The sequence below is a fragment of the Serratia sp. 14-2641 genome, from assembly GCF_001692375.1.
Lineage (GTDB): Bacteria > Pseudomonadota > Gammaproteobacteria > Enterobacterales > Enterobacteriaceae > Chania > Chania fonticola_C.
This window is the reverse complement of record NZ_LXKR01000055.1, coordinates 1-20,965: the sequence shown is the minus strand read 5'-3', so window position 1 is coordinate 20,965 and position 20,965 is coordinate 1. Positions and strand designations below refer to the sequence as shown.

General features: G+C 53.7%; 18 protein-coding genes and 1 riboswitch. Of the genes, 11 read left to right on the top strand and 7 right to left on the bottom strand.

Annotated elements, in window-relative coordinates:
- Positions 1-156 precede the first annotated feature (156 nt).
- A complete protein-coding gene (gene exoX, locus A6U95_RS18745) occupies positions 157-825 on the top strand; it encodes an exodeoxyribonuclease X (protein WP_065685558.1) in 669 nt (222 codons plus the stop codon).
- A gap of 30 nt (positions 826-855) precedes the next feature.
- Here the strand turns inward: exoX and A6U95_RS18740 are convergent, their stop codons facing one another.
- The 4 genes from A6U95_RS18740 to dbpA all read right to left on the bottom strand — a co-directional run bounded on the left by A6U95_RS18740 (position 856) and on the right by dbpA (position 5,219).
- Complete coding sequence (locus A6U95_RS18740; RefSeq protein ID WP_065685557.1) at positions 856-2,889, bottom strand: prolyl oligopeptidase family serine peptidase; 2,034 nt, start codon at positions 2,887-2,889, stop codon at positions 856-858.
- A gap of 187 nt (positions 2,890-3,076) precedes the next feature.
- On the bottom strand, positions 3,077-3,385 hold the full coding sequence (gene yqfB, locus A6U95_RS18735; protein ID WP_024530217.1) for a N(4)-acetylcytidine aminohydrolase: 309 nt from the start codon (positions 3,383-3,385) through the stop codon (positions 3,077-3,079).
- A gap of 39 nt (positions 3,386-3,424) precedes the next feature.
- Complete coding sequence (locus A6U95_RS18730) at positions 3,425-3,751, bottom strand: YebG family protein (protein WP_065685556.1); 327 nt, start codon at positions 3,749-3,751, stop codon at positions 3,425-3,427.
- Between the two features lie 85 nt (positions 3,752-3,836).
- Complete coding sequence (gene dbpA, locus A6U95_RS18725; protein WP_024530215.1) at positions 3,837-5,219, bottom strand: ATP-dependent RNA helicase DbpA; 1,383 nt, start codon at positions 5,217-5,219, stop codon at positions 3,837-3,839.
- 211 nt (positions 5,220-5,430) lie between these two features.
- On the opposite strand from dbpA, the gene purT reads away from it, so the two are divergent.
- Positions 5,431-6,609 carry a formate-dependent phosphoribosylglycinamide formyltransferase gene (gene purT, locus A6U95_RS18720; RefSeq protein WP_065685555.1) on the top strand — a complete coding sequence of 393 codons (1,179 nt, stop codon included), beginning with the start codon at positions 5,431-5,433 and terminating at the stop codon, positions 6,607-6,609.
- A 37-nt stretch (positions 6,610-6,646) separates the two neighbouring features.
- Here the strand turns inward: purT and A6U95_RS18715 are convergent, their stop codons facing one another.
- Both A6U95_RS18715 and A6U95_RS18710 read right to left on the bottom strand, forming a co-directional pair.
- Positions 6,647-6,892 carry a YoaH family protein gene (locus tag A6U95_RS18715; protein WP_065685554.1) on the bottom strand — a complete coding sequence of 82 codons (246 nt, stop codon included), beginning with the start codon at positions 6,890-6,892 and terminating at the stop codon, positions 6,647-6,649.
- A gap of 63 nt (positions 6,893-6,955) precedes the next feature.
- A complete protein-coding gene (locus A6U95_RS18710; RefSeq protein WP_065685553.1) occupies positions 6,956-7,963 on the bottom strand; it encodes a glycosyltransferase in 1,008 nt (335 codons plus the stop codon).
- Between the two features lie 276 nt (positions 7,964-8,239).
- Between A6U95_RS18710 and pabB the strand changes: the two genes are divergently transcribed.
- From pabB to A6U95_RS18690, 4 genes are all read left to right on the top strand, one after another.
- Positions 8,240-9,613, top strand: coding sequence for an aminodeoxychorismate synthase component 1 (pabB, locus tag A6U95_RS18705; RefSeq protein ID WP_065685552.1), 1,374 nt, complete (start codon positions 8,240-8,242; stop codon positions 9,611-9,613).
- Positions 9,610-10,188: a CoA pyrophosphatase gene (locus A6U95_RS18700; protein WP_024530210.1), complete on the top strand. Its 579-nt coding sequence runs from the start codon at positions 9,610-9,612 to the stop codon at positions 10,186-10,188. The genes pabB and A6U95_RS18700 overlap by 4 nt, the downstream gene beginning before the upstream one ends.
- A gap of 371 nt (positions 10,189-10,559) precedes the next feature.
- Positions 10,560-11,924, top strand: coding sequence for an L-serine ammonia-lyase (gene sdaA / locus A6U95_RS18695; protein WP_024486973.1), 1,365 nt, complete (start codon positions 10,560-10,562; stop codon positions 11,922-11,924).
- 349 nt (positions 11,925-12,273) lie between these two features.
- Entirely contained in the window at positions 12,274-13,875 is a 1,602-nt protein-coding gene (locus tag A6U95_RS18690; protein ID WP_065685551.1) for an EAL domain-containing protein, read from the top strand.
- 644 nt (positions 13,876-14,519) lie between these two features.
- Here A6U95_RS18690 and A6U95_RS18685 read toward each other — a convergent pair.
- Positions 14,520-16,067, bottom strand: a complete 1,548-nt coding sequence (locus A6U95_RS18685) for a TerC family protein (protein WP_065685550.1) — start codon at positions 16,065-16,067, stop codon at positions 14,520-14,522.
- A gap of 586 nt (positions 16,068-16,653) precedes the next feature.
- On the opposite strand from A6U95_RS18685, the gene manX reads away from it, so the two are divergent.
- The 5 genes from manX to mntP all read left to right on the top strand — a co-directional run bounded on the left by manX (position 16,654) and on the right by mntP (position 20,830).
- Positions 16,654-17,625, top strand: coding sequence for a PTS mannose transporter subunit IIAB (gene manX, locus A6U95_RS18680; protein WP_024486722.1), 972 nt, complete (start codon positions 16,654-16,656; stop codon positions 17,623-17,625).
- Between the two features lie 55 nt (positions 17,626-17,680).
- On the top strand, positions 17,681-18,481 hold the full coding sequence (locus A6U95_RS18675; protein WP_021181036.1) for a PTS mannose/fructose/sorbose transporter subunit IIC: 801 nt from the start codon (positions 17,681-17,683) through the stop codon (positions 18,479-18,481).
- 15 nt (positions 18,482-18,496) lie between these two features.
- Complete coding sequence (locus A6U95_RS18670; RefSeq protein ID WP_024531227.1) at positions 18,497-19,339, top strand: PTS mannose transporter subunit IID; 843 nt, start codon at positions 18,497-18,499, stop codon at positions 19,337-19,339.
- Positions 19,340-19,394: 55 nt separating this feature from the next.
- Positions 19,395-19,853: a DUF986 family protein gene (locus A6U95_RS18665; RefSeq protein ID WP_065685549.1), complete on the top strand. Its 459-nt coding sequence runs from the start codon at positions 19,395-19,397 to the stop codon at positions 19,851-19,853.
- Positions 19,854-20,072: 219 nt separating this feature from the next.
- Positions 20,073-20,251: riboswitch (yybP-ykoY riboswitch) on the top strand.
- Between the two features lie 12 nt (positions 20,252-20,263).
- Positions 20,264-20,830 (top strand): manganese efflux pump MntP, encoded by a 567-nt coding sequence (gene mntP / locus A6U95_RS18660; protein WP_024487163.1) that lies wholly within the window; start codon positions 20,264-20,266, stop codon positions 20,828-20,830.
- Positions 20,831-20,965 lie beyond the last annotated feature (135 nt).

Here is a 20,965-nt window from a genome sequence, read left to right as displayed (position 1 = left end):
TTCCAAAAAAGGACAGTCGTCTACATCTGGTGAGTAAATCAGTTTCTGACCGTAGTTAAACCCGCCGAGGCGGGTTTTTTGTTGCCTGCGAAAAGACAGGTTGGCATCGCAACCCCATATCGTTAAGCTAGGGAATAGACTTTAGCCGGGAACATCATGATGTTACGTGTAATCGATACTGAAACCTGTGGGCTAGACGGCGGCGTAGTGGAAGTCGCTTCCGTTGACGTGATCGACGGGCAAATCACTAATCCGATGAGCGACCTGATCAGCCCAGATCGGCCTATCGGCCTGGACGCCATGGCCATTCACCACATCACCGAGCAGATGGTTGAGGGCAAGCCGCGTATCGCCGTCGCTATTGGGCGTTACCAGGGCAGCCAATATTATGTTGCGCATAACGCTGCCTTTGATCGGGCCATGCTGCCAGAAATGAACGGTGCCTGGATTTGTACCCTCAAGCTGGCACGTACGCTGTACCCAGACATTAAATATGGTAATCAATACCTGCGCTATGCGCTGAATCTGGATGTGCAACTGCCACAGGACACCGCGCTCTATCCACACCGCGCACTGTACGACTGCTATGTCACCGCCGCACTGCTACAACGCATTGTGCAGGACTCCGGTTGGACGCCAGAACAGATGCTGGAAATCACCGAGCAGCCGGTATTATTGAAAAAATTCAAGTTCGGCAAATATCGTGGGCAATCTATTGAGCAGGTGGCGCTGGAAGATCCTGGCTATCTGCGTTGGATGCTGAAATCAATCGACGATCTCAGCCCGGATATGAAACACACGTTGAAATACTACCTGTTGGGTTAATCAAGCGGGCAGTCTCCTGCCCGCGATGATTTATTCCGCCAGCGCCAGAATAAACGCATATTCCAGTGCAATATCCTCGTAAGCCTTAAAGCGCCCAGATTTGCCGCCGTGGCCAGCATCCATATCGGTATATAGCAGCAGTTGGCGATCGTCGGTTTTCAACTCACGCAGTTTCGCCACCCACTTGGCAGGCTCCCAGTATTGCACCTGCGAATCATGCAGCCCGGTGGTGACCAGCATATGCGGATAATCCTGCGCTTTCACCTGGTCGTAAGGGCTGTACTGCAAGATGTAATCGTAATACGCCTTGTCGTTTGGGTTGCCCCACTCGTCATATTCACCGGTAGTTAGCGGGATGGACTCATCCAGCATGGTGGTTACCACGTCCACAAACGGCACCTGAGCCACTACGCCATTGAACAGCTCAGGAGCCTGGTTGACTACCGCGCCCATCAGCAAACCACCGGCACTGCCGCCCATGGCAAACACTCGGTCAGCATCGCCATAGCCCTGCTCTACCAATGCCTTAGTGACGTCGATAAAGTCGTTAAAGGTGTTTTGTTTGTTGAACAGCTTACCGTCTTCATACCAGAGCTGCCCCAGCTCGGCACCGCCGCGAATATGCGCCAGCGCGAAGACAAAGCCGCGATCCAGTAAGCTTAGGCGGCTGGCACTGAATGCCGGATCCATGCTGCTGCCATAGGAGCCGTAGGCATACACCATCAGCGGGTTCGCCCCATGTGCAAAGCGGTCAGCACGGTAAACCAAAGATACCGGCACCTCGACGCCGTCACGGGCTTTCACCCACACGCGCTCGCTACGATAATCTTCCGCCGTGAAGTTTTTCACTTCCTGCTGCTTGAGCAACTCCCGCTCGCCACTGTCCAGATTCAACTCATACAGCGTAGTTGGGGTGGTCATGGAAGAATAGCCGTAACGCAGCAACTCGGTTTCCGGGTCTGGGTTGTAGGCCAGCCAGGTGACATAGGTCGGATCGTCAAAAGCAATGCTCTTGTCTTCACCGTTCTGCCAGTGGATTTGGCGCAGTTGGGTCAGCCCGGCGATGCGTTCCTCCACCACCAGCCAGTCACGGAACAGGCTGAACCCTTCGAGCATGACATCGGTGCGCGGGGCAATCAGTTCCTGCCATTGGCTTTCGTCAGCCTGCTCGCTCTGGTACAGGCCAAAGTTCTTGCCGTTTCTGTTAGAACGAATGTAGAAATGCTCACGGTAGTGATCGATGGCATATTCGTGATCTTTGCGTCGCGGCGCAAACATCTGCGGTTTACTGTCTGCACTGTTCGCATCCAGCAACAGGATCTCTGAGGTGGTGGTACTGCTGAGGTGGATCAGGATAAAGCGCTCGGAGGTGGTTTTTTCCAGGCTGACGTAGAAAGTGTCATCCTGTTCCTCGTAGATCAGCACGTCCTGCTGCGGATCGCTGCCCACCACGTGGCGATAGACCTGATACGGCAGCAATGTCTTGGCATGTTTACGCACGTAGTAGACGGTGGCGGAATCATTCGCCCACTCGAAGTTGCCAGAAGTGTTTTCCAGCACCTCGTCGGCCCAGCTATCGTCGCCTAGGTTCTTGAAACGGATATCGTATTGGCGGCGTGACAGGAAGTCCTCCGCCACGGCCAAGCGCTGGTTGTCCGGGCTGACGTCCAACCCGCCCAGCGTATAGAACTCGTGCCCTTCCGCACGCTGATTGCCATCGAGCAAGGTGTCCCAAAGCTCGGTAGCCGCTGCGGGTTGCCGCACATACAGCGCATATTCATTACCCGGCTCATACCGGGTCTGATAGCGGAAACCACGCCTGACGTAAGGCACGGAATGTTCCTGCTGTGGAATACGCGCAACCATCTCCTGATACAGAGTTTCACGCAGGGCCTGTTGTGGCTTTAGCTGCGCGTCGGTGTAGGCATTTTCAGCCCGCAAATAGTCTAATACCTGGGGATCGGTACGTTCGTCATCGCGCAGCCAGTAGTAGTCATCCACACGCGTGTCACCATGGATGGTAATTGGGTAAGGCCGTTTTTCTGCCTTGGGAGGTGTCATCATTGCTAAATCATCCGCTTACTTTGATTAAGGCAAGAGTGACACGAATTTCACCAGCTTAACAAGCCACGTAGCTATTTTTTCAATGGAGGTGTCAGAACAGACAAGATGGAGGATTTCCTCCACAACATCGCGCCAGTTCCCACAAAAGTGGCTGGGGCGATGCGGAGGATTAAGTGGCGAACCGAGGCTAACGTTTGGTAAACGCGATGACAAACAGCTCATCCAGCCCTGGGTAGATATCCTGGATCACCTGCTTGAGTTCGCTGAGCGTCATATTCTCCTGCTGCGCATGTTCATGCGTTAGCTCATCCAGGCGCACCGGCGTTACCGACTTTACCTCGATATAACAGAAAAATACGCCGTCTTCGTTGCGGCTGACACGCAGCACCTCATTCGGCTGGAAGTGAGCTTCGCTGGCATCCCGAATGGTGATGGTTTTGCGCCCGGCCAGAATATCTTGCTCAAAACGGCTGAAGAAGGTTATCTCACGGGACATGCTGGATCCTTGGTTATGGTCATGTTGCTGTAACACTGCTTAGGCGGCCTGCTGCTCTTCTGACGCAGCGCCTTCTTCCGGGGCGGCGGCAGGTTTCTCACCTTTGGTTTTAGCGGGCTTTTTGGCGGCTTCTTGCGGGGCACCACCACGCAGGATCTGCGCCAGCACATCTTTGTGTTCCGCCAGGAAGAAGCTCAACCCTTCACGCTGTTCTTCTTCCAGCGTGACTGGCGCTTGCTGCAACCATTCACCGAGACTATCGGCCAGATCCAACATTTTGTCGTAGGCATCGGCTTCTTTCTTATTTGCGAAAGTCATTTTTTCCTCACCGTTTCTCACTACTACATATTTCACTTCAACAGCCATGAGCATCTTCCTCAAAGGTTATGATGCTGTATTTTTATACAGTATAGAGTGATTTCGGGCAGGGCTGCAAGCGCCCTGCCGTTTATTATTTCAACAGCCGCACTTTGCAGCTCTTGCCTTTGATCTTACCTTGCTGAAGCTGTTGCAGTGCCTTACGGGCGCTGGCCTTACGGATAGCCACATAGGCATGCACCGGGAACATGTCGATCTTGCCGACTTCTGCCGCCGTTAGCCCGGCGTCACCGGTCAACGCCCCCAGAATATCGCCAGGGCGAATTTTAGCCTTGCGGCCGCCGTCAATGCACAGGGTGACCATTTCCGCTTCCAGCGGCGTGTTAGGCGCCCCGCTCAGCTCAGACACGGGTGACCATTTTGCGCGCATGGACAGATACTCTTCGAGAGCATGAACACGCACCATTTCCTGCGGCGTACACAGGCTGATCGCCAACCCACTCAGGCCGGCGCGACCAGTACGGCCAATGCGGTGGACGTGAACCTCAGGGTCAAACGACAGTTCGTAGTTGACCACCAACTCCAATTCTTTGATATCCAGACCACGCGCGGCCACGTCGGTCGCTACCAGTACACGGCAGCTGCGGTTGGCAAAGCGAACCAGCACCTGGTCACGATCGCGTTGTTCAAGATCGCCATGCAGCGCCATGCAACTGATACCACGGGCTTCCAGCGCTTCATACACGCTCTGGCAATCACGCTTGGTGTTGCAGAACACCACGCAGGACGCTGGCTGATAATGGCGGATGGCGCTCACCAGCACCGCAGGACGTTGATCGCGAGTGGTTTCATAGAAACGTTGTTCGATAGAGGCTTGCTCATCGCCATCTTCGACCTCCACATTCAGTGGCTGGCGTTGCACACGGGCGCTAATACGCTCAATGCCCGCCGGATAGGTGGCAGAAAACAGCAGGGTCTGGCGCTGTGGCGGCGTGTAGCTGATCACATCATCGATATCATCGGCAAAGCCCATATCCAACATGCGGTCGGCCTCATCCAGCACCAGCACGGTCATCTCGTCCAGCACCAGGGTTTTCTTGCGCAGATGCTCCTGCACACGGCCCGGTGTACCCACCACAATGTGCGGCGCATGCACCAGGGAGTCGAGTTGTGGCCCCACCGGCTGGCCACCACACAGGGTCAGTATCTTGATGTTCTGGGTAAAGCGGGCCAGGCGACGCAGCTCTTTGCTCACCTGGTCGGCCAGCTCACGCGTCGGGCACAGAATAAGCGCCTGGGTTGCCACTTTGGCAACGTTGATTTTATCCAGCAGGCCGATACCAAATGCCGCCGTCTTACCGCTACCGGTTTTCGCTTTGGCACGTACGTCCTGCCCGTTCAGGATGGCAGGCAGTGCTGCGGCCTGTACCGGCGTCATTTCGGCATACCCCAGTTCGTTGAGGTTGGCCAACTGTTCAGCTGGCAGCGGCAGGGAAGAAAAAGAAACTGTGCTCACGGCAATAACTCTTATATAGCAAGTGGAAAGGCGGCGCTGCGCTTGGCTGGCACCGGATCAGGCGCAGATGATAACAGAGTTGGTGGGGTTTCCGGATTTCAGCGTTAAAAAAAGCGGTTAATATGCACCGCTGGTCGTACGCAATCGTTTTCGTATATACTGCGCGCTCAGTGTCAGACTCGTGAATTCATTCAGATCCAGGTATCAGACTATGTTAACTATTGGAACCGCCCTGCGTCCTGCCGCCACCCGCGTTATGCTACTCGGCTCAGGCGAGCTGGGCAAAGAAGTGGCCATCGAATGCCAGCGTTTAGGCTTGGAAGTGATTGCCGTCGACCGTTACGCCGATGCCCCAGCCATGCATGTGGCACACCGTAGCCACGTCATCAATATGCTGGATGGTTCGGCGCTCAAAGCGTTGATCGAACAGGAACGCCCCGATTTTATCGTGCCGGAAATAGAGGCTATCGCCACCAGCATGCTGGTTGAGTTGGAGCAACAGGGCCATCACGTCGTCCCCTGTGCCGAAGCCACACGTCTGACCATGAACCGTGAAGGTATTCGCCGTCTGGCCGCTGAAACGCTGGAACTGCCCACCTCCAGCTACCGCTTTGCCGATAACGAGCAAAACTTCCGCCAAGCGGTGGCCGAAATCGGTTACCCGTGCATCGTCAAGCCAGTGATGAGCTCATCCGGCAAAGGGCAAAGCCTGATCCGTGAAGAGCAGCAACTGGGTGCCGCCTGGGATTACGCACAGCTTGGTGGCCGCGCTGGCGGAGGCCGGGTCATTGTTGAAGGACTGGTCAAGTTTGATTTCGAGATCACCCTGCTGACCATCAACGCCGTCGATGGCGTACATTTCTGTGAGCCGATCGGCCACCGTCAGGAAGATGGGGATTATCGCGAGTCCTGGCAACCGCAGCGGATGTCAGAGCTGGCATTAAGCCGTGCTCAGGCGATCGCCGCAAAGGTGGTTAACGCACTGGGTGGATTTGGCCTGTTCGGCGTTGAGCTGTTCGTCTGCGGTGATGAGGTGATTTTCAGCGAGGTCTCCCCACGCCCGCACGACACTGGCATGGTCACGCTGATTTCGCAGGATCTGTCCGAGTTTGCGCTGCACGTACGCGCTTTCCTTGGGTTGCCGATTAACGCGATACGCCAGTTCGGGCCGGCCGCTTCTGCGGTGATCCTGCCAGAACTAAGCAGCGACAATGTGCGTTTCAGTGGGTTGGAGACGGCACTAAGTGGATATAATCAGGTGCGGCTATTCGGTAAACCGAACATTGAGGGCAAACGCCGGATGGGCGTTGCACTGGCCGTTGCACCAGAAGTAGAGCAAGCGGTAGAGCTGGCTAAGCAGGCCGCTGCGGCGGTGACGGTGCAAGGGTAAAGCGGTTGGGGGTTCGGGATACCGACCCCCGCTAACGTCAGTAGTTTTCGTCGTCTTCGCTATCTTCGTCCAGATATTCGATCGGTTCTTCCTGCTGATGTTCTTGTTCTTCTTCATCGTCGAACATCACGCTAACCTGATCGCCCTGATGTTTTTCACGGATTTCCTGTGCCACCGTCGCGATGGCCTCTCCGCTGCTCATGCCCTGCCCCATCAGCAAATGGATACGTTCAGCAGCTTCCTGCTGTTCTTGGTGACTCAGTGACGGCATACCTGCAAGCATGTATTTCTCCCCGGTAAAATAGGCGTGAATTATACGCGCTAACGGCGCAGATCCCTACACCTGTTATTCGCTGGCCCGCAAGGGAGTCACGTTATCAATGCGCCACTGTTTTAAGCGATGCAGCCACAACATCACATGCCATATCTGCTTGATCCCCCGCATATTGTCGATCATCATCCGCTGAATGCCGCGCCGGTAGAAATCTTCAGCGATCTGTTGTTGCGCCTGCAGTTCGGGCTCACGGCGAATACTATGGCAAATCCCCAGTGCCTCACGCGCGATCTGCCAATGGAAGGCCGCACAAATCGAGATCTTGCTGCTGTAACGCTGATTCAGTGCCACCAGCATCTCGACGATTTTCATATAGTGGCGTTGATACTCGACGTTCGCCTTCCCGGTACGGCGACGGTTGCTGATCGAGCGGTCGTGTACCCGTTGGCGATATAGCGGTTTGCTCAGGTATTTAACTCGTTGAGCATTGAACATCACCTCGGTGGTCCATGGGATATCCTGGTGGTGTAAACCAGGTTCGAAATAGAGTTGGTGCTGCTTGATAAAATCCAGGCGATACACGGCTAACCACACCACATGAATAAAGCGTCTTGATTTCAACGCATTTTCCAACCACTGTGCACCAGAAATAACCGCCGTATCTTTCAGGCGCGTAGCAGGAATAATGGGTTGCAAATCACCATTGCTTGCAAAATAGCGTTCGCCGTTACATTGCATCACGTCTAATTGATGTTCTTCGGCTAATGTAAGCAGCGTTGAATACATTTTCGGATCCAATAAATCATCGGCATCGGGGAAGGCGACATATTTGCCACGGGCCACGGCGAGCCCGGCATTGCGAGCATTGGAGACCCCTGAATTGGGCTGATCGATGACCTTGATATGTGGATGCTGAGCGGCGTAGCGGTGCGCGATCGCTCCTGAGCCGTCGGTGGAGCCATCGTTAACGATGATCACCTCCAACTGCTGCTCATGTTGCGCCAGCAATGAATTCAAGAAAGGAATAAATAGCTCCCCAACATTATGCAAAGGAACAATAACGCTTAATTTTAATGACATTGCTGCCCTCACCTGCGGGGTAATTAGAATAATTATCGGGTAAAAGAAGATACCTTTATTATTATTTTACTTATTAAAATATTCACCGAGGAAATTTCTTTCAGCGAATATATAATGGCATTTTACATTTTATATTATGGCAGACGTGGCAAAAAATGCTCCATTTACGCTTGGTTTACTTTTCATCCGGCTAATCTGTAAGCAGCACCCTATGGCGTAATGTGGCAGAATGGCTGCCAACACCGCTGTTTACGTGAATCAGGTTGATTGAACCCTATGAATGTCACTGCCCCAAACCTCAAATCGTTACCCTATACGCGCGAAGCCGTATTAACGCTGTTCGCTCCATTGGCACAACGGCCTTGGGCTATGCTGCTGCATTCAGGCTTTGCCGAGCACCCGCATAACCGGTTTGACATTCTGGTGGCAGAACCGCGCACCACGCTGACTACTTGCGGTGCCAGCACCGAGATCCAGCAGGGAGAGACTCACAGTAACTCGCCTGAAGATCCCTTTGTGCTGTTACAGCAACAGCTAGACGCTCTCAACCTGCATCCGCCACTGAACGGCGAACTTCCCTTTCAAGGGGGAGCGCTAGGGCTTTTTGGCTATGATTTGGGACGACGTATCGAAGCGTTGCCGCAGTTGGCACAGGCCGATATCAAGCTGCCGGATATGGCGGTGGGCATTTATGACTGGGCACTGATCGCCGATCATCATCAGCAAAAACTGACCCTGCTCAGCTATGGGGATGTAGAACAGCGCTGGCAATGGCTTAACCAACAGCGGGTTGTGCCACAGCCCCCCTTCGCCCTGACCGGCAACTGGCAGGCCAACATGACGCGCCAGCAATATGGCGAGAAATTCCGGCGTATCCAGAGCTATCTGCGCAGTGGCGATTGCTATCAGATCAATTTGGCTCAGCGTTTTTCCGCCCCTTATCAAGGGGACGAATGGCAGGCATTCCAGCAGTTAAGCGCCAGCAACCGTGCGCCGTTCTCTGCGTTCCTGCGCCTGCCCGCCAACGCGGTGTTGAGTGTTTCACCAGAACGTTTCCTGTGGTTGGCCGATCGGCAGATCCAGACCAGGCCCATCAAAGGTACGCTACCCCGCCTTGTTGATGCCGCGCTGGATGCAGAACAGGCGCAAAAGTTGGCCAATTCACCCAAGGACCGGGCCGAAAATCTGATGATTGTCGATCTGCTGCGTAATGACATTGGCCGTGTGGCAGAGCCTGGCAGCGTCAAGGTGCCGGAACTGTTCGTGGTTGAGCCGTTCCCGGCGGTACATCATCTGGTCAGTACCATTACTGCCACCCTGCCCGCTAACCGCTCGGCTAGCGAGCTGTTGCGCGCCTGTTTTCCCGGCGGTTCGATTACCGGCGCGCCCAAAGTGCGGGCAATGGAAATCATCGAGGAACTGGAGCCGCAGCGCCGTAATGCCTATTGCGGTAGCATTGGCTATCTCAGCGTTTGCGGTACCATGGACACCAATATCACCATCCGCACCCTGATTGCCGAAAACGGGCGCATCAACTGTTCTGCCGGTGGTGGTATCGTTGCCGATAGTCAGGAACAGGCGGAGTATCAGGAAACCTTTGATAAAGTAGGCCGTATCTTGCCACAGCTGGGGGAGTTTACCGTTTCGTGAGCCATCAGGACTATCCGGCCTCATTGGCCGATTTTATCAGCCGCTTTCAGCTGCAACAGCCGCAGGCGATGCAGATCTCTCACAATTCGCGCCCAGCCGCCGTGCTGATCCCGATCGTTTGTCGGCCAGAACCGACCCTGCTGCTCACTCGCCGCGCCGATTCATTGCGTAAACATGCGGGTCAAGTGGCCTTCCCCGGCGGTAAAACCGATGCTGAAGACGGTTCTCCCATCATTACCGCACTGCGTGAAGCGCAGGAAGAAGTAGCGATCCCACCGCAGCGGGTGCATATCCTCGGTCAGTTGGCCCCGCTCGACAGCAGCACCGGTTTTCAGGTGACGCCGGTGGTGGGCCTGATCCCGGCAGATGTGGCGTTTCATGCCAACGAAGATGAGGTCGCCGAGGTGTTCGAAATCCCGCTGCACGAAGCACTGCGGCTCTCACGCTATTATCCGCTGGACATCCATCGTGGTGGTCACGCACATCGAGTCTATCTTTCCTGGTATCAGAGCCAGTTCGTTTGGGGCCTGACGGCCGCGATTATTCGCCGCCTGGCGCAGCAAGTCAGCATTTGAATTGGCATTTTTTGCGACAGACGTCACGTTAAAGCCGGGATTACCTGTCGTTTTGAGTATAAAGCGATCGCTATCACTCCAGCAGTCTGTTTTATCAACTACCGTTACCGCTATCGATGTTTTAAAAAAACTGTAAACTCTCTCTTCAACCTTACGAAATACCTGTAAAATAGCCACAACCGGAATAAACCACTAATATTATAAGGATTACCCCGGTCGCGTTTTAAGGCGTTAACAGCAATACCAAGGATTACTTTATTTCATGCGAAAAGGGCCGCAAAACCCGTACGGCCCTTTTACACTATCGCCGTTCCCTGCACGGTTTTTAACCGCAGCAGCCATAACAATATGCCTCTTTAAGGAGTTTTAGCGTGATTAGCGTTTTCGACATGTTTAAGATCGGCATCGGCCCGTCCAGCTCTCATACGGTTGGACCGATGAAAGCCGGCAAACAGTTTGTCGACGATCTGGTAAACGAAGGCTTGATGCCTTCCGTCACGCGTGTTGCCGTCGATGTTTACGGCTCACTCTCATTGACCGGTAAAGGTCACCATACCGATATCGCCATCATTCTCGGCCTGGCGGGCAATATGCCTGATACCGTCGATATCGATGGCATCCCGGGCTTTATTCGCGATGTTGAACAACGTCAACGCCTGATGCTGGCCAGCGGCCTGCACGAAGTCGATTTCCCCCGCGACGGCGGCATGGTATTCCGTAGCGACAATATGCCGCTGCACGAAAACGCCATGCAGATCCATGCCTTCGCTGGCGACAAGCAGATTTACAGTAAAACCTATTACTCCATCGGTGGCGGGTTTATCGTTGACGAAGAACATTTTGGCAAAGCCGAAAGTAACGAAATCTCGGTTCCCTATCCGTTCCACTCGGCAAGCGAAATGTTGGCTCACTGCCATGCCACTGGCCTGTCCCTCTCAGGGATGGTCATGCAAAACGAACTGGCATTGCATAGCAAGCAGGAGATCGAGGCCTATTTCGGCAACGTTTGGCAAACCATGCGCGCCTGTATCGATCGCGGTCTGAATACCGAAGGCGTACTGCCTGGCCCGCTGCGGGTTCCGCGCCGAGCCTCCGCCCTGCGCCGCTTGCTGGTTTCCTCAGACAAACTGTCCAGTGACCCAATGAACGTGATCGACTGGGTCAACATGTTTGCGCTGGCGGTGAACGAAGAGAACGCCGCCGGTGGCCGCGTGGTGACTGCCCCAACCAACGGAGCATGCGGGATCGTCCCTGCCGTGCTGGCTTACTACGATCATTTCATCGAGTCCGTCAGCCCGGAAACCTATGTCCGCTACTTTATGGCGTCCGGTGCGATTGGCACGCTGTATAAAATGAACGCCTCGATTTCCGGTGCCGAAGTGGGCTGCCAGGGCGAAGTTGGTGTGGCCTGTTCGATGGCCGCTGCGGGCCTGGCCGAGTTGCTTGGCGGCAGCCCTGAGCAGGTTTGCATCGCCGCCGAAATCGGCATGGAGCATAACCTGGGCTTGACCTGCGATCCCGTTGCTGGCCAGGTTCAGGTCCCTTGCATCGAGCGCAACGCCATTGCCTCGGTGAAGGCGATCAACTCGGCGCGTATGGCATTGCGCCGCACCAGCGAGCCACGTGTGTCGCTGGATAAGGTGATCGAAACCATGTACGAAACCGGTAAAGACATGAACGCCAAGTATCGCGAGACCTCCCGTGGCGGTCTGGCGATCAAGGTTCAATGTGACTAATTAGGTCTGTCCCCCCTCGTCATCACCGGCGAGGGGGAACGGCTGAAAAAACCTGAACTGGCCACGCAACACGTAGGGGTGCAGCATGCTGCACCCACTTAGATAATCAATAGATTAGCTAGGGAAAAACTTCGTTGCCCCGTAAAAACTCAGCAATAATTCTAATCTGACCACATCATCCATCCGCCGGTTAACCCCCAAATTTCCCCTTTGATCGCACGAACCGAAATAATTTGTTGAGTTACCATCAATTTTCCATGCGAACAGGCTAGAATTAGCCAAGCATAGTATTACTGAAATTACGCCTGGAAGTGGCGTCAGGCAGCTTGACTGAACAAGGACTTACCGGATGTTGATGACCCAACTTGCCGCATCGAAATACCGCTATTACCGTTGGCTTCTCGCCGGCGCGGTTGGGTTGGCTATTTTGTTGATTTCGCTGTATACCCGCTACTATCAGGAAGTCCGTAATACCGAGCAGAACCAGCGCGTCCTGGCCAGCCGGGTGATCAGCAAACTCAATGCGTTGCTGCTGCCCGCAGAGCAACAGGCGCTCAGCACCATGTCGTTGGTCGGACAACCCTGCGATTCAGTGATTTCGACGTTACGCTTTCGTGCAGCACAGAATCAGGCGCTGCGCTCGTTGCTGCTGGTCAAGGACGGCACGATTTATTGCTCCAGCCTGTTTGGCCAACGCCACTATGTGTTTACCACCCTTTTCCCAACCATGACCAAAGGCGGCATGCAGCTGGCACTACGCCCTTCCATCACGGTAGCAAAAGGAACGCCAACGCTGGTGCTATGGACTCCGCTGCCCGATCAAAGTACCAGCGGAGTGTTGCACGTTTTCAATATCGATCTGTTGTCCAATTTCCTGCTGGAACCGCAAGAGCCTTATGCTCACCGGGTAGCCCTGAACGTGGATGCCTATAGACTGGAATATGGTCAACAGGAAATTACCCTGAGCGATGGCAAAACAGAAGGCCTGCAATACACCGCCAAGTCCGCCAAGTATCCTTTTTCCATCTCCCTGTTTGGCCCCGATGCCCGTACTCTGGCGTTGGCCGCACTACCGCGCCATATTCCTCTGGCGTTGATGTTGAGCCTGCTGGCGGCCTACGTGGTCTATCTGATCACCGCCAACCGCATGAGCCTGTCTTACCATATTGGCCACGCCATTGCGCATCGCGAATTTCGCGTTTATTGCCAGCCGATTATCAACAGCGATAATGGGCGCTGTGTCGGCGTTGAAACCCTGATGCGCTGGAAAAACAAGCGGCAAGGCTGGATTTCGCCTGACGTGTTTATCCCGCTGGCCGAACAGCACGCCCTGATCATTCCGCTAACGCGTTATCTGATGACCACGGTGGTAGAAAACCTCAACCTGTTCCCCCCTCGCCCCTCTTTCTATATCAGCATCAACGTCGCAGCAGAGCATTTCAATACCGTCAGCATTATCGATGACATCCGCAGGATCTGGCTGCCCGCCCATCCGATGCCTTCATTAATGCTGGAACTGACGGAGCGAACCGCACTGTCAGAAATTCAGTATGAGCAGATTAAAACGCTCAAAGAGATGGGCATCATGCTGGCAATAGACGACTTCGGTACCGGCCACAGCTCGCTCAGTTACTTGAAAAAACTCAGCCCGGACGTGTTGAAAATCGATCGTGGCTTTACCGCCGCCATTGGCACCGACGCGGTCAATGCCACCGTGACCGATACCATTATTACGTTGGCACAGCGCCTGAAATTAAAACTGGTGGCCGAAGGAGTTGAGACAGAGGAACAGGCTGAATATCTACGTTCGCAGGGGGTAAATGCCTTGCAGGGGTATTATTTTGCCAAGCCGATGCCGATCAACGTGTTTCCACTGTGGCTGCAACAGTATGAAACCCGCCAACGCGTGCTGCATCAACAGCCGCAAAAAAAAGAAAAGCGAGAGAATTAGTCCCCCTCACCCAACCCTCTCCCACAGGGAGAGGGAACAGATCGAGTTAGCCTGAAAATACAGTATTCAGCATGAGCTTTGGCTGACTCACTTTGGATGAAGGAATGGCCGAGGTTGCTGAGATTATCTCCTCTCTCCCAACAGAGCTGGGGCTATCAGCTCCCTCTCCCACAGAGAGAGGAAACAGATCGAGTTAGCCTGAAAGTACAGTATTCAACATGAGCTTTGGCTGACTCACTTTGGATGAAGGAATGGCCGAGGTTGCTGAGATTATCTCCTCTCTCCCAACAGAGCTGGTGCTATCAGCTCCCTCTCCCACAGAGAGAGGGAACAGATCGAGTTAGCCTGAAAATACAGTATTCAGCATGAGCTTTGGCTGACTCACTTTGGATGAAGGAATGGCCGAGGTTGCTGAGATTATCTCCTCTCTCCCAACAGAGCTGGGGCTATCAGCTCCCTCTCCCACAGAGAGAGGAAACAGATCGAGTTAGCCTGAAAGTACAGTATTCAACATGAGCTTTGGCTGACTCACTTTGGATGAAGGAATGGCCGAGGTTGCTGAGATTATCTCCTCTCTCCCAACAGAGCTGGGGCTATCAGCTCCCTCTCCCTGTGGGAGAGGGTTGGGGTGAGGGGAAGACCACTTACTCGTCTTGCTCGTGCAGCGGTTTCACCTTGGTGATACTGACCAGCTCGATGCGATAATCCGAGATCTCAAGGATTTCAAAACGCAGGTCGTGAAGTTCGACCACGTCTCCCACCGTTGGCATCTGGCCAGAATATGAGAGCAGGAAGCCCGCCAGCGAGGCGTAATCCTCGGTGGGGCTAACCAGATCGTCACAGTCCAACGCCTGCTCCAACGAGTGGAGGTCCGCACCGCCTTTCACCAGCCAGCGGTCGCCATCCTCGATAATATCCGGCGTTTCATCTTCGTCCGGGAACTCACCGGCAATTGCTTCCAGCACGTCCAACGGCGTGACCAGCCCCTGCACCACGCCAAACTCATTGGTCACCATCACCAGGCGGCCCTTGGCCCGGCGCAATACCGCCAGCAGCTTGATCACGTCCATGGTTTCCGGCACTACGATCGGTGGAGTACGTGCGGCAAACTCGGCGATATCCACGCCCTGATCCAACGCGACCAGCAAATCCTTGGCACGCACCACGCCGATAAACTCGTCCAACTCATAGCGGCAAACCGGGAACAGGCTATGCGGGGTATCCAGCAACTGTTCGCGCACCTCGTCGCGGGAACGTTCGCAATCTACCCACGAAATCTCAGTGCGAGGCGTCATTACGCTGCGCAAGGTACGGGAAGCCAACGTCAGCACACCGCTGATCATGTAGCGTTCCTCCTGCGCAAAGGTTTCTTTCATCTTACTCAGACTGTCTTCATCCACCTGCTGCTGGGTACGCTGTTGCCCCATCAGGCGCATAATCGCTTCAGCCGTGCGTTCGCGCATCGGGCGACGGGACTCGTGCTTGATGAAGTTGCGCCGTGCAATCTGGTTAAACATCTCGATCAGGATCGAGAAGCCAATCGCCGCATACAGATAGCCTTTCGGAATGTGCACGCCAAGGCCTTCGGCAATCAGGCTCAGGCCGATCATCAGCAGGAAGCTCAAACAGAGCACCACGATGGTCGGATGGGCGTTCACGAAGTTGGTCAAAGGTTTCGAAGCCAGCAACATCACCGCCATCGCAATCACTACCGCTGCCATCATGACCGGCAGGTCGTTGACCATCCCCACAGCCGTGATCACCGCGTCGAGCGAGAACACCGCATCAAGGATGACAATCTGCACTACCACCGCCCAGAATTTGGCGTAGCCTCGGTTAGCACCTTCCTGATGGGTACTGCCCTCCAGCCGTTCATGCAACTCCATCGTGGCTTTGAACAACAGGAATACCCCACCAAACAGCAGGATCAGATCGCGGCCAGAGAAAGCAAATTCCCCCACGCTGAACAGCGGTTTGGTCAGCGTCACCATCCATGAAATCACCGACAGCAACCCAAGACGCATCACCAAGGCTAATGAAAGACCGATAATGCGCGCTTTATCACGCTGCTTGGGCGGTAGTTTGTCGGCCAGAATGGCGATGAATACCAGGTTGTCGATACCCAGCACGATTTCCAAGACCACCAGGGTCAATAACCCGGCCCAAATCGAGGGGTCCATTAATATTTCCATATCAGACTCCAGAAGAAAGACAGGTTGGCAGAGTGGCGCTCAGACGTAGGGAGGCAAACGCAGACGTGGCGTTGGCGATGACAGAGAGAAAACAGGATGACACTAACAGGAAGCAGCCATAAGGCCGAGCGAACGTTGTTGCGCCAACAGGTGGCGGATGAAACCTTGTAAAACAGTAACTTCGGTGACAGTCCATAGGGAGGGCTGAGGCCCTTCACTCCTTGGTTATGAAAGAAGAATGCACTCTAACAGGAAATTTTTCGCCAGAAAAGTGGCTTTGTTCAGTTTACGTCTCATTTTGTAACAGCTTTGCTGTTTAATTCCGCAAACTAACTATTCAGCTTAATCGATCCACTAATAGCAGAGCAATGTCACAAAATTTATTTTTTCACGCACTAAAATAAATGGCGTTAACGGGAATTAACGGCCACAGGTTTTTGAAACTGCGTGATAAATGTTAAGTGTGAGTTTCTTTTTTTCTACCATAATGTATTTGCACCAACGTATCTGAACCGCGGAAGTGACTGCCAGGATGGTGATGAGTCAAGACACGATCCGTGCCTTAAGTTCAACGAGGAGGTAGCGAGTGGCAATAGCTATTATCATCGGCACACACGGGACTGCAGCGGAACAACTGCTGAAAACAGCAGAAATGCTATTGGGTGAGCAAGCCAACGTCGCCTACATAGATTTCGTTCCCGGTGAAAATGCTGAAACGTTAATTGAGAAATACAATGGGAAAATCAGTGAGCTCGATACCAGCGATGGCGTCCTGTTTCTGGTTGATACCTGGGGCGGCAGCCCGTTTAACGCGGCCAGCCGCATCGCAGTAGACAAACCACACTATGAGGTTATCACCGGGGTTAACATTCCCATGCTGGTGGAAACATTCATGGCCCGTGATGACAACCCGAGCTTTGACGAACTGGTCGCTCTGGCGTTGGAAACCGGCCGTGAAGGCGTGAAAGCGCTGAAGAAACCGGTGGAAGAGAGTGTTAAGCCCGTCGCGCCACAAAGTGCCCCTGCCCCAAAAGCCGCTGCGCCCCAAGCGCCTCTCGGCCCCAATGACCATATGAAAATCTGCCTGGCGCGTATCGACGATAGATTGATCCACGGCCAGGTTGCTACCCGCTGGACCAAAGAGACCAACGTCAGCCGCATCATCGTAGTCAGCGATGAAGTGGCCGCCGACCACGTCCGTAAAACCTTGCTGACTCAGGTTGCTCCTCCAGGCGTTACCGCTCACGTTGTTGACGTGGCGAAGGCGATCCGCGTCTGGAACAACCCGAAATATGCGGGTGAGCGCGTGATGCTGCTGTTCACCAACCCAACCGACGTTTGGCGTCTGGTTGAGGAAGGGGTGAATATCACATCGGTGAATATCGGTGGTATGGCGTTCCGCCAGGGTAAAACTCAGGTGAATAACGCAGTGTCCGTCGATGAGAAAGACATCGAGGCGTTTAAGAAGTTAAACGAACGCGGGATTGAACTTGAAGTCCGTAAGGTCTCTTCCGACAGTCAGCTAAAAATGATGGACCTGATTAACAAACTCAATTAACGGCAACGTCGTTAATTTTTTACTCAGAGCTGTTTGGTCATATAGGAGAAGTGCAATGGAGATCACCACTCTTCAGATTGTACTGATATTTATCGTTGCCTGTATCGCCGGGATGGGTTCCGTCCTGGATGAGTTTCAATTCCACCGCCCGTTAGTGGCCTGTACGCTGATTGGCTTCGTTCTCGGTGACATCAAAACCGGTATCATCATCGGCGGTACGCTGGAGATGATCGCACTGGGTTGGATGAACATCGGGGCTGCGGTTGCACCCGATGCGGCGTTAGCGTCGATTATTTCCACCATTCTGGTTATCGCCGGTGGACAAAACATCGGTGCCGGTATTGCCCTGGCGATCCCACTGGCAGCAGCAGGCCAGGTACTGACCATTATCGTGCGTACCATCACCGTGGCCTTCCAGCATGCGGCGGACAAAGCGGCAGAACGGGGTAACCTGAACGGCATTACCGTGATCCACATCGCGGCCCTGTTGGTACAGGCAATGCGTGTCGCTATTCCTGCGGTGATCGTTGCGGTCTCTGTCGGCACAGCGGGCGTCCACGCCCTGCTTAACTCGATTCCGGAAGTGGTCACAGGCGGTCTGAACATCGCCGGTGGCATGATCGTGGTAGTCGGTTACGCGATGGTCATCAACATGATGCGTGCCGGTTATCTGATGCCATTCTTCTACCTGGGCTTTGTTACCGCAGCCTTCACCAACTTTAACCTGGTCGCACTTGGTGTGATCGGCGTGGTGATGGCGGTGCTCTACATCCAGCTCAGCCCTAAATACAACAAGTCTCAGGTGGTTCAGGCCAACCCTGCCGGTGCCAACGACCTCGATAACGAATTGGACTAGGAATAGGTGAAAGAAATGGTTGATACAACGACTCAAAAGAAACTGACACCTGCCGATATTCGAGGCGTATTCGTACGCTCCAACCTGTTCCAGGGTTCATGGAACTTCGAACGTATGCAGGCGCTAGGTTTTTGCTTCTCCATGGTGCCGGTGATCCGTCGCCTGTACCCGGACAACAACGACGAACGCAAGCAGGCAATCAAACGCCATCTTGAGTTCTTCAATACGCAACCGTTCGTCGCAGCGCCAATCCTTGGCGTTACCATGGCGATGGAAGAACAGCGTGCCAACGGCGCACCGATCGACGATGCGGCCATCAACGGCATCAAAGTAGGTCTGATGGGGCCACTGGCCGGCGTAGGTGACCCGATATTCTGGGGTACCGTTCGCCCGGTATTTGCCGCATTGGGTGCGGGTATTGCCATGAGTGGCAGCCTGCTCGGCCCACTATTGTTCTTCGTGATGTTTAACCTGGTGCGCCTGTTGGTTCGTTACTACGGTGTCGCCTACGGCTATCGCAAAGGGGTCGATATCGTCAGCGATATGGGCGGTGGTTTCCTGCAAAAACTGACGGAAGGGGCGTCCATCCTCGGCCTGTTTGTCATGGGGGCCCTGGTTAACAAGTGGACGCACGTCAATATCCCGCTGGTGGTGTCAAAAATTACCGACCAGACCGGGCAAACCCACGTGACCACGGTACAAACCATCCTCGACCAACTGATGCCTGGCTTGGTACCGCTGCTACTGACCTTCGGTTGTATGTGGCTGCTGCGCAGGAAGGTCAACGCGCTGTGGATCATCATCGGCTTCTTCGCTATCGGTATCTTTGGTTATTGGATTGGTCTGTTAGGTCTGTAAGAGCAATTGATAGCCGGGGGGCAACCCCCGGTTTTTTTATTTATGGAGTGGTGAGATGTCGCTGACCGATGGCGTAATACTGATTTTTATTGTGCTGATGCTGGCGTATGCGCTGTATGACGAGTTCGGCATGAACCTGCTGAAAGGAAAAACGCTGTTAAAGGTGCAGCTCAAGCGGGGTAACCGTCTGGACTGCCTGATTTTCGTCGGTCTGATCGCTATTCTGATCTATCGCAATCTGGTCGAGCAGGGAGCGCCGATAACCACCTACCTGCTAATTTCCCTGGCCTTGATTGCGATATATATATCCTATATCCGCTGGCCCAAGATGTTGTTTAAAACCACGGGCTTCTTCTATGCAAATGCGTTTATTGACTATCGACGTATCAAAGCCATGAATTTATCCGAAGACGGCATTCTGGTTATCGACTTAGAACAGCGCCGGTTATTAATCCGGGTTACACACCTGGATGACCTGGAGAAAATTTACCATTTTTTCCTTGAAAATAAATGAGTTAAAAAAATCCCCACCCCATCCTGATTAATTAACAGTGCTTTTTTCGGGTAATTAATCAGCATGGCTGGTGTTTTTTCTGCTTATTATTTCCACACCATTGATGCAACTATCACCATTATTACTCTCAACAAACCCGTGAATGAAAATAATTCTCAATTTCACCCAATGCCCCGGTGAAATTAAACGTTGTCCGCAGCAAAAATATTATGGTATGGTTGCGCCGTCATTGGGGAGTAGCCGGTTTCTGGGGAGTCATAACCAGAAACGCCCGTATCAACATACTCGTTTCGTCAGCGAAACGTGGTGCGGGCAGCCAGGTAGGTTGGCGAGACCATAGGCACGTAACTCCGTCGTATGGTTGGGGGTGGGTTACGTGTATATGGAGCCACCCGGCCGAGACTATTTCAATGAACCTTTCCGCAACTCTTATCCTGGCTTTTGGCATGTCTATGGACGCGTTTGCCGCGTCGATCGGCAAAGGTGCCACTCTGCATCAACCGCGTTTTCGCGAAGCTATCCGTACCGGTCTGATCTTTGGCATCATTGAAGCCATTACCCCGCTGATCGGCTGGGGCATCGGTCTGTTTGCCAGCCAATACATCATGGAATGGGACCACTGGGTGGCCTTTAGCCTGCTGTTTATCCTTGGCGCGCGCATGATCGTTGAAGGGGTGAAAAACAAGCCGGAAGAAGAGAAAGTCAATCGTCATGGCTTCTGGGTGCTGGTTGCTACGGCCATTGCCACCAGTCTGGATGCGATGGCAATCGGCGTAGGTCTGGCATTCCTGCAGGTTAATATCCTGCATACCGCGATGGCGATAGGTATGGCAACCATGATCATGGCTACGCTGGGGATGATGGTTGGCCGGTTTATCGGCCCGCTGCTGGGCAAGCGCGCAGAAATTCTTGGCGGCGTGGTGCTGATCGGAATTGGCTTTAATATCCTGCTGGAGCACTTGGGCTACCTGGCTTAATCTCTGGCGACGAAGCATACTCCCTCACCCTCTCTCTGTACAGACCGGGGACATGGTAGACAGGTGTTCAAGGACATGGTGAACACTTTTTAACATCCTTTACCCATGATGATCGACCTATTTCTCAGGTCGATC

What these genes read in the sequence shown, in the direction of transcription:
- exoX (WP_065685558.1), top strand. Translation starts at nt 157, where the DNA reads ATGATGTTACGTGTAATCGATACTGAAACCTGTGGGCTAGACGGCGGC.
- A6U95_RS18740 (WP_065685557.1), bottom strand. Translation starts at nt 2,889, where the DNA reads ATGATGACACCTCCCAAGGCAGAAAAACGGCCTTACCCAATTACCATC.
- yqfB (WP_024530217.1), bottom strand. Translation starts at nt 3,385, where the DNA reads ATGTCCCGTGAGATAACCTTCTTCAGCCGTTTTGAGCAAGATATTCTG.
- A6U95_RS18730 (WP_065685556.1), bottom strand. Translation starts at nt 3,751, where the DNA reads ATGGCTGTTGAAGTGAAATATGTAGTAGTGAGAAACGGTGAGGAAAAA.
- purT (WP_065685555.1), top strand. Translation starts at nt 5,431, where the DNA reads ATGTTAACTATTGGAACCGCCCTGCGTCCTGCCGCCACCCGCGTTATG.
- A6U95_RS18715 (WP_065685554.1), bottom strand. Translation starts at nt 6,892, where the DNA reads ATGCTTGCAGGTATGCCGTCACTGAGTCACCAAGAACAGCAGGAAGCT.
- A6U95_RS18710 (WP_065685553.1), bottom strand. Translation starts at nt 7,963, where the DNA reads ATGTCATTAAAATTAAGCGTTATTGTTCCTTTGCATAATGTTGGGGAG.
- pabB (WP_065685552.1), top strand. Translation starts at nt 8,240, where the DNA reads ATGAATGTCACTGCCCCAAACCTCAAATCGTTACCCTATACGCGCGAA.
- A6U95_RS18690 (WP_065685551.1), top strand. Translation starts at nt 12,274, where the DNA reads ATGTTGATGACCCAACTTGCCGCATCGAAATACCGCTATTACCGTTGG.
- A6U95_RS18685 (WP_065685550.1), bottom strand. Translation starts at nt 16,067, where the DNA reads ATGGAAATATTAATGGACCCCTCGATTTGGGCCGGGTTATTGACCCTG.
- A6U95_RS18675 (WP_021181036.1), top strand. Translation starts at nt 17,681, where the DNA reads ATGGAGATCACCACTCTTCAGATTGTACTGATATTTATCGTTGCCTGT.
- A6U95_RS18670 (WP_024531227.1), top strand. Translation starts at nt 18,497, where the DNA reads ATGGTTGATACAACGACTCAAAAGAAACTGACACCTGCCGATATTCGA.
- A6U95_RS18665 (WP_065685549.1), top strand. Translation starts at nt 19,395, where the DNA reads ATGTCGCTGACCGATGGCGTAATACTGATTTTTATTGTGCTGATGCTG.
- mntP (WP_024487163.1), top strand. Translation starts at nt 20,264, where the DNA reads ATGAACCTTTCCGCAACTCTTATCCTGGCTTTTGGCATGTCTATGGAC.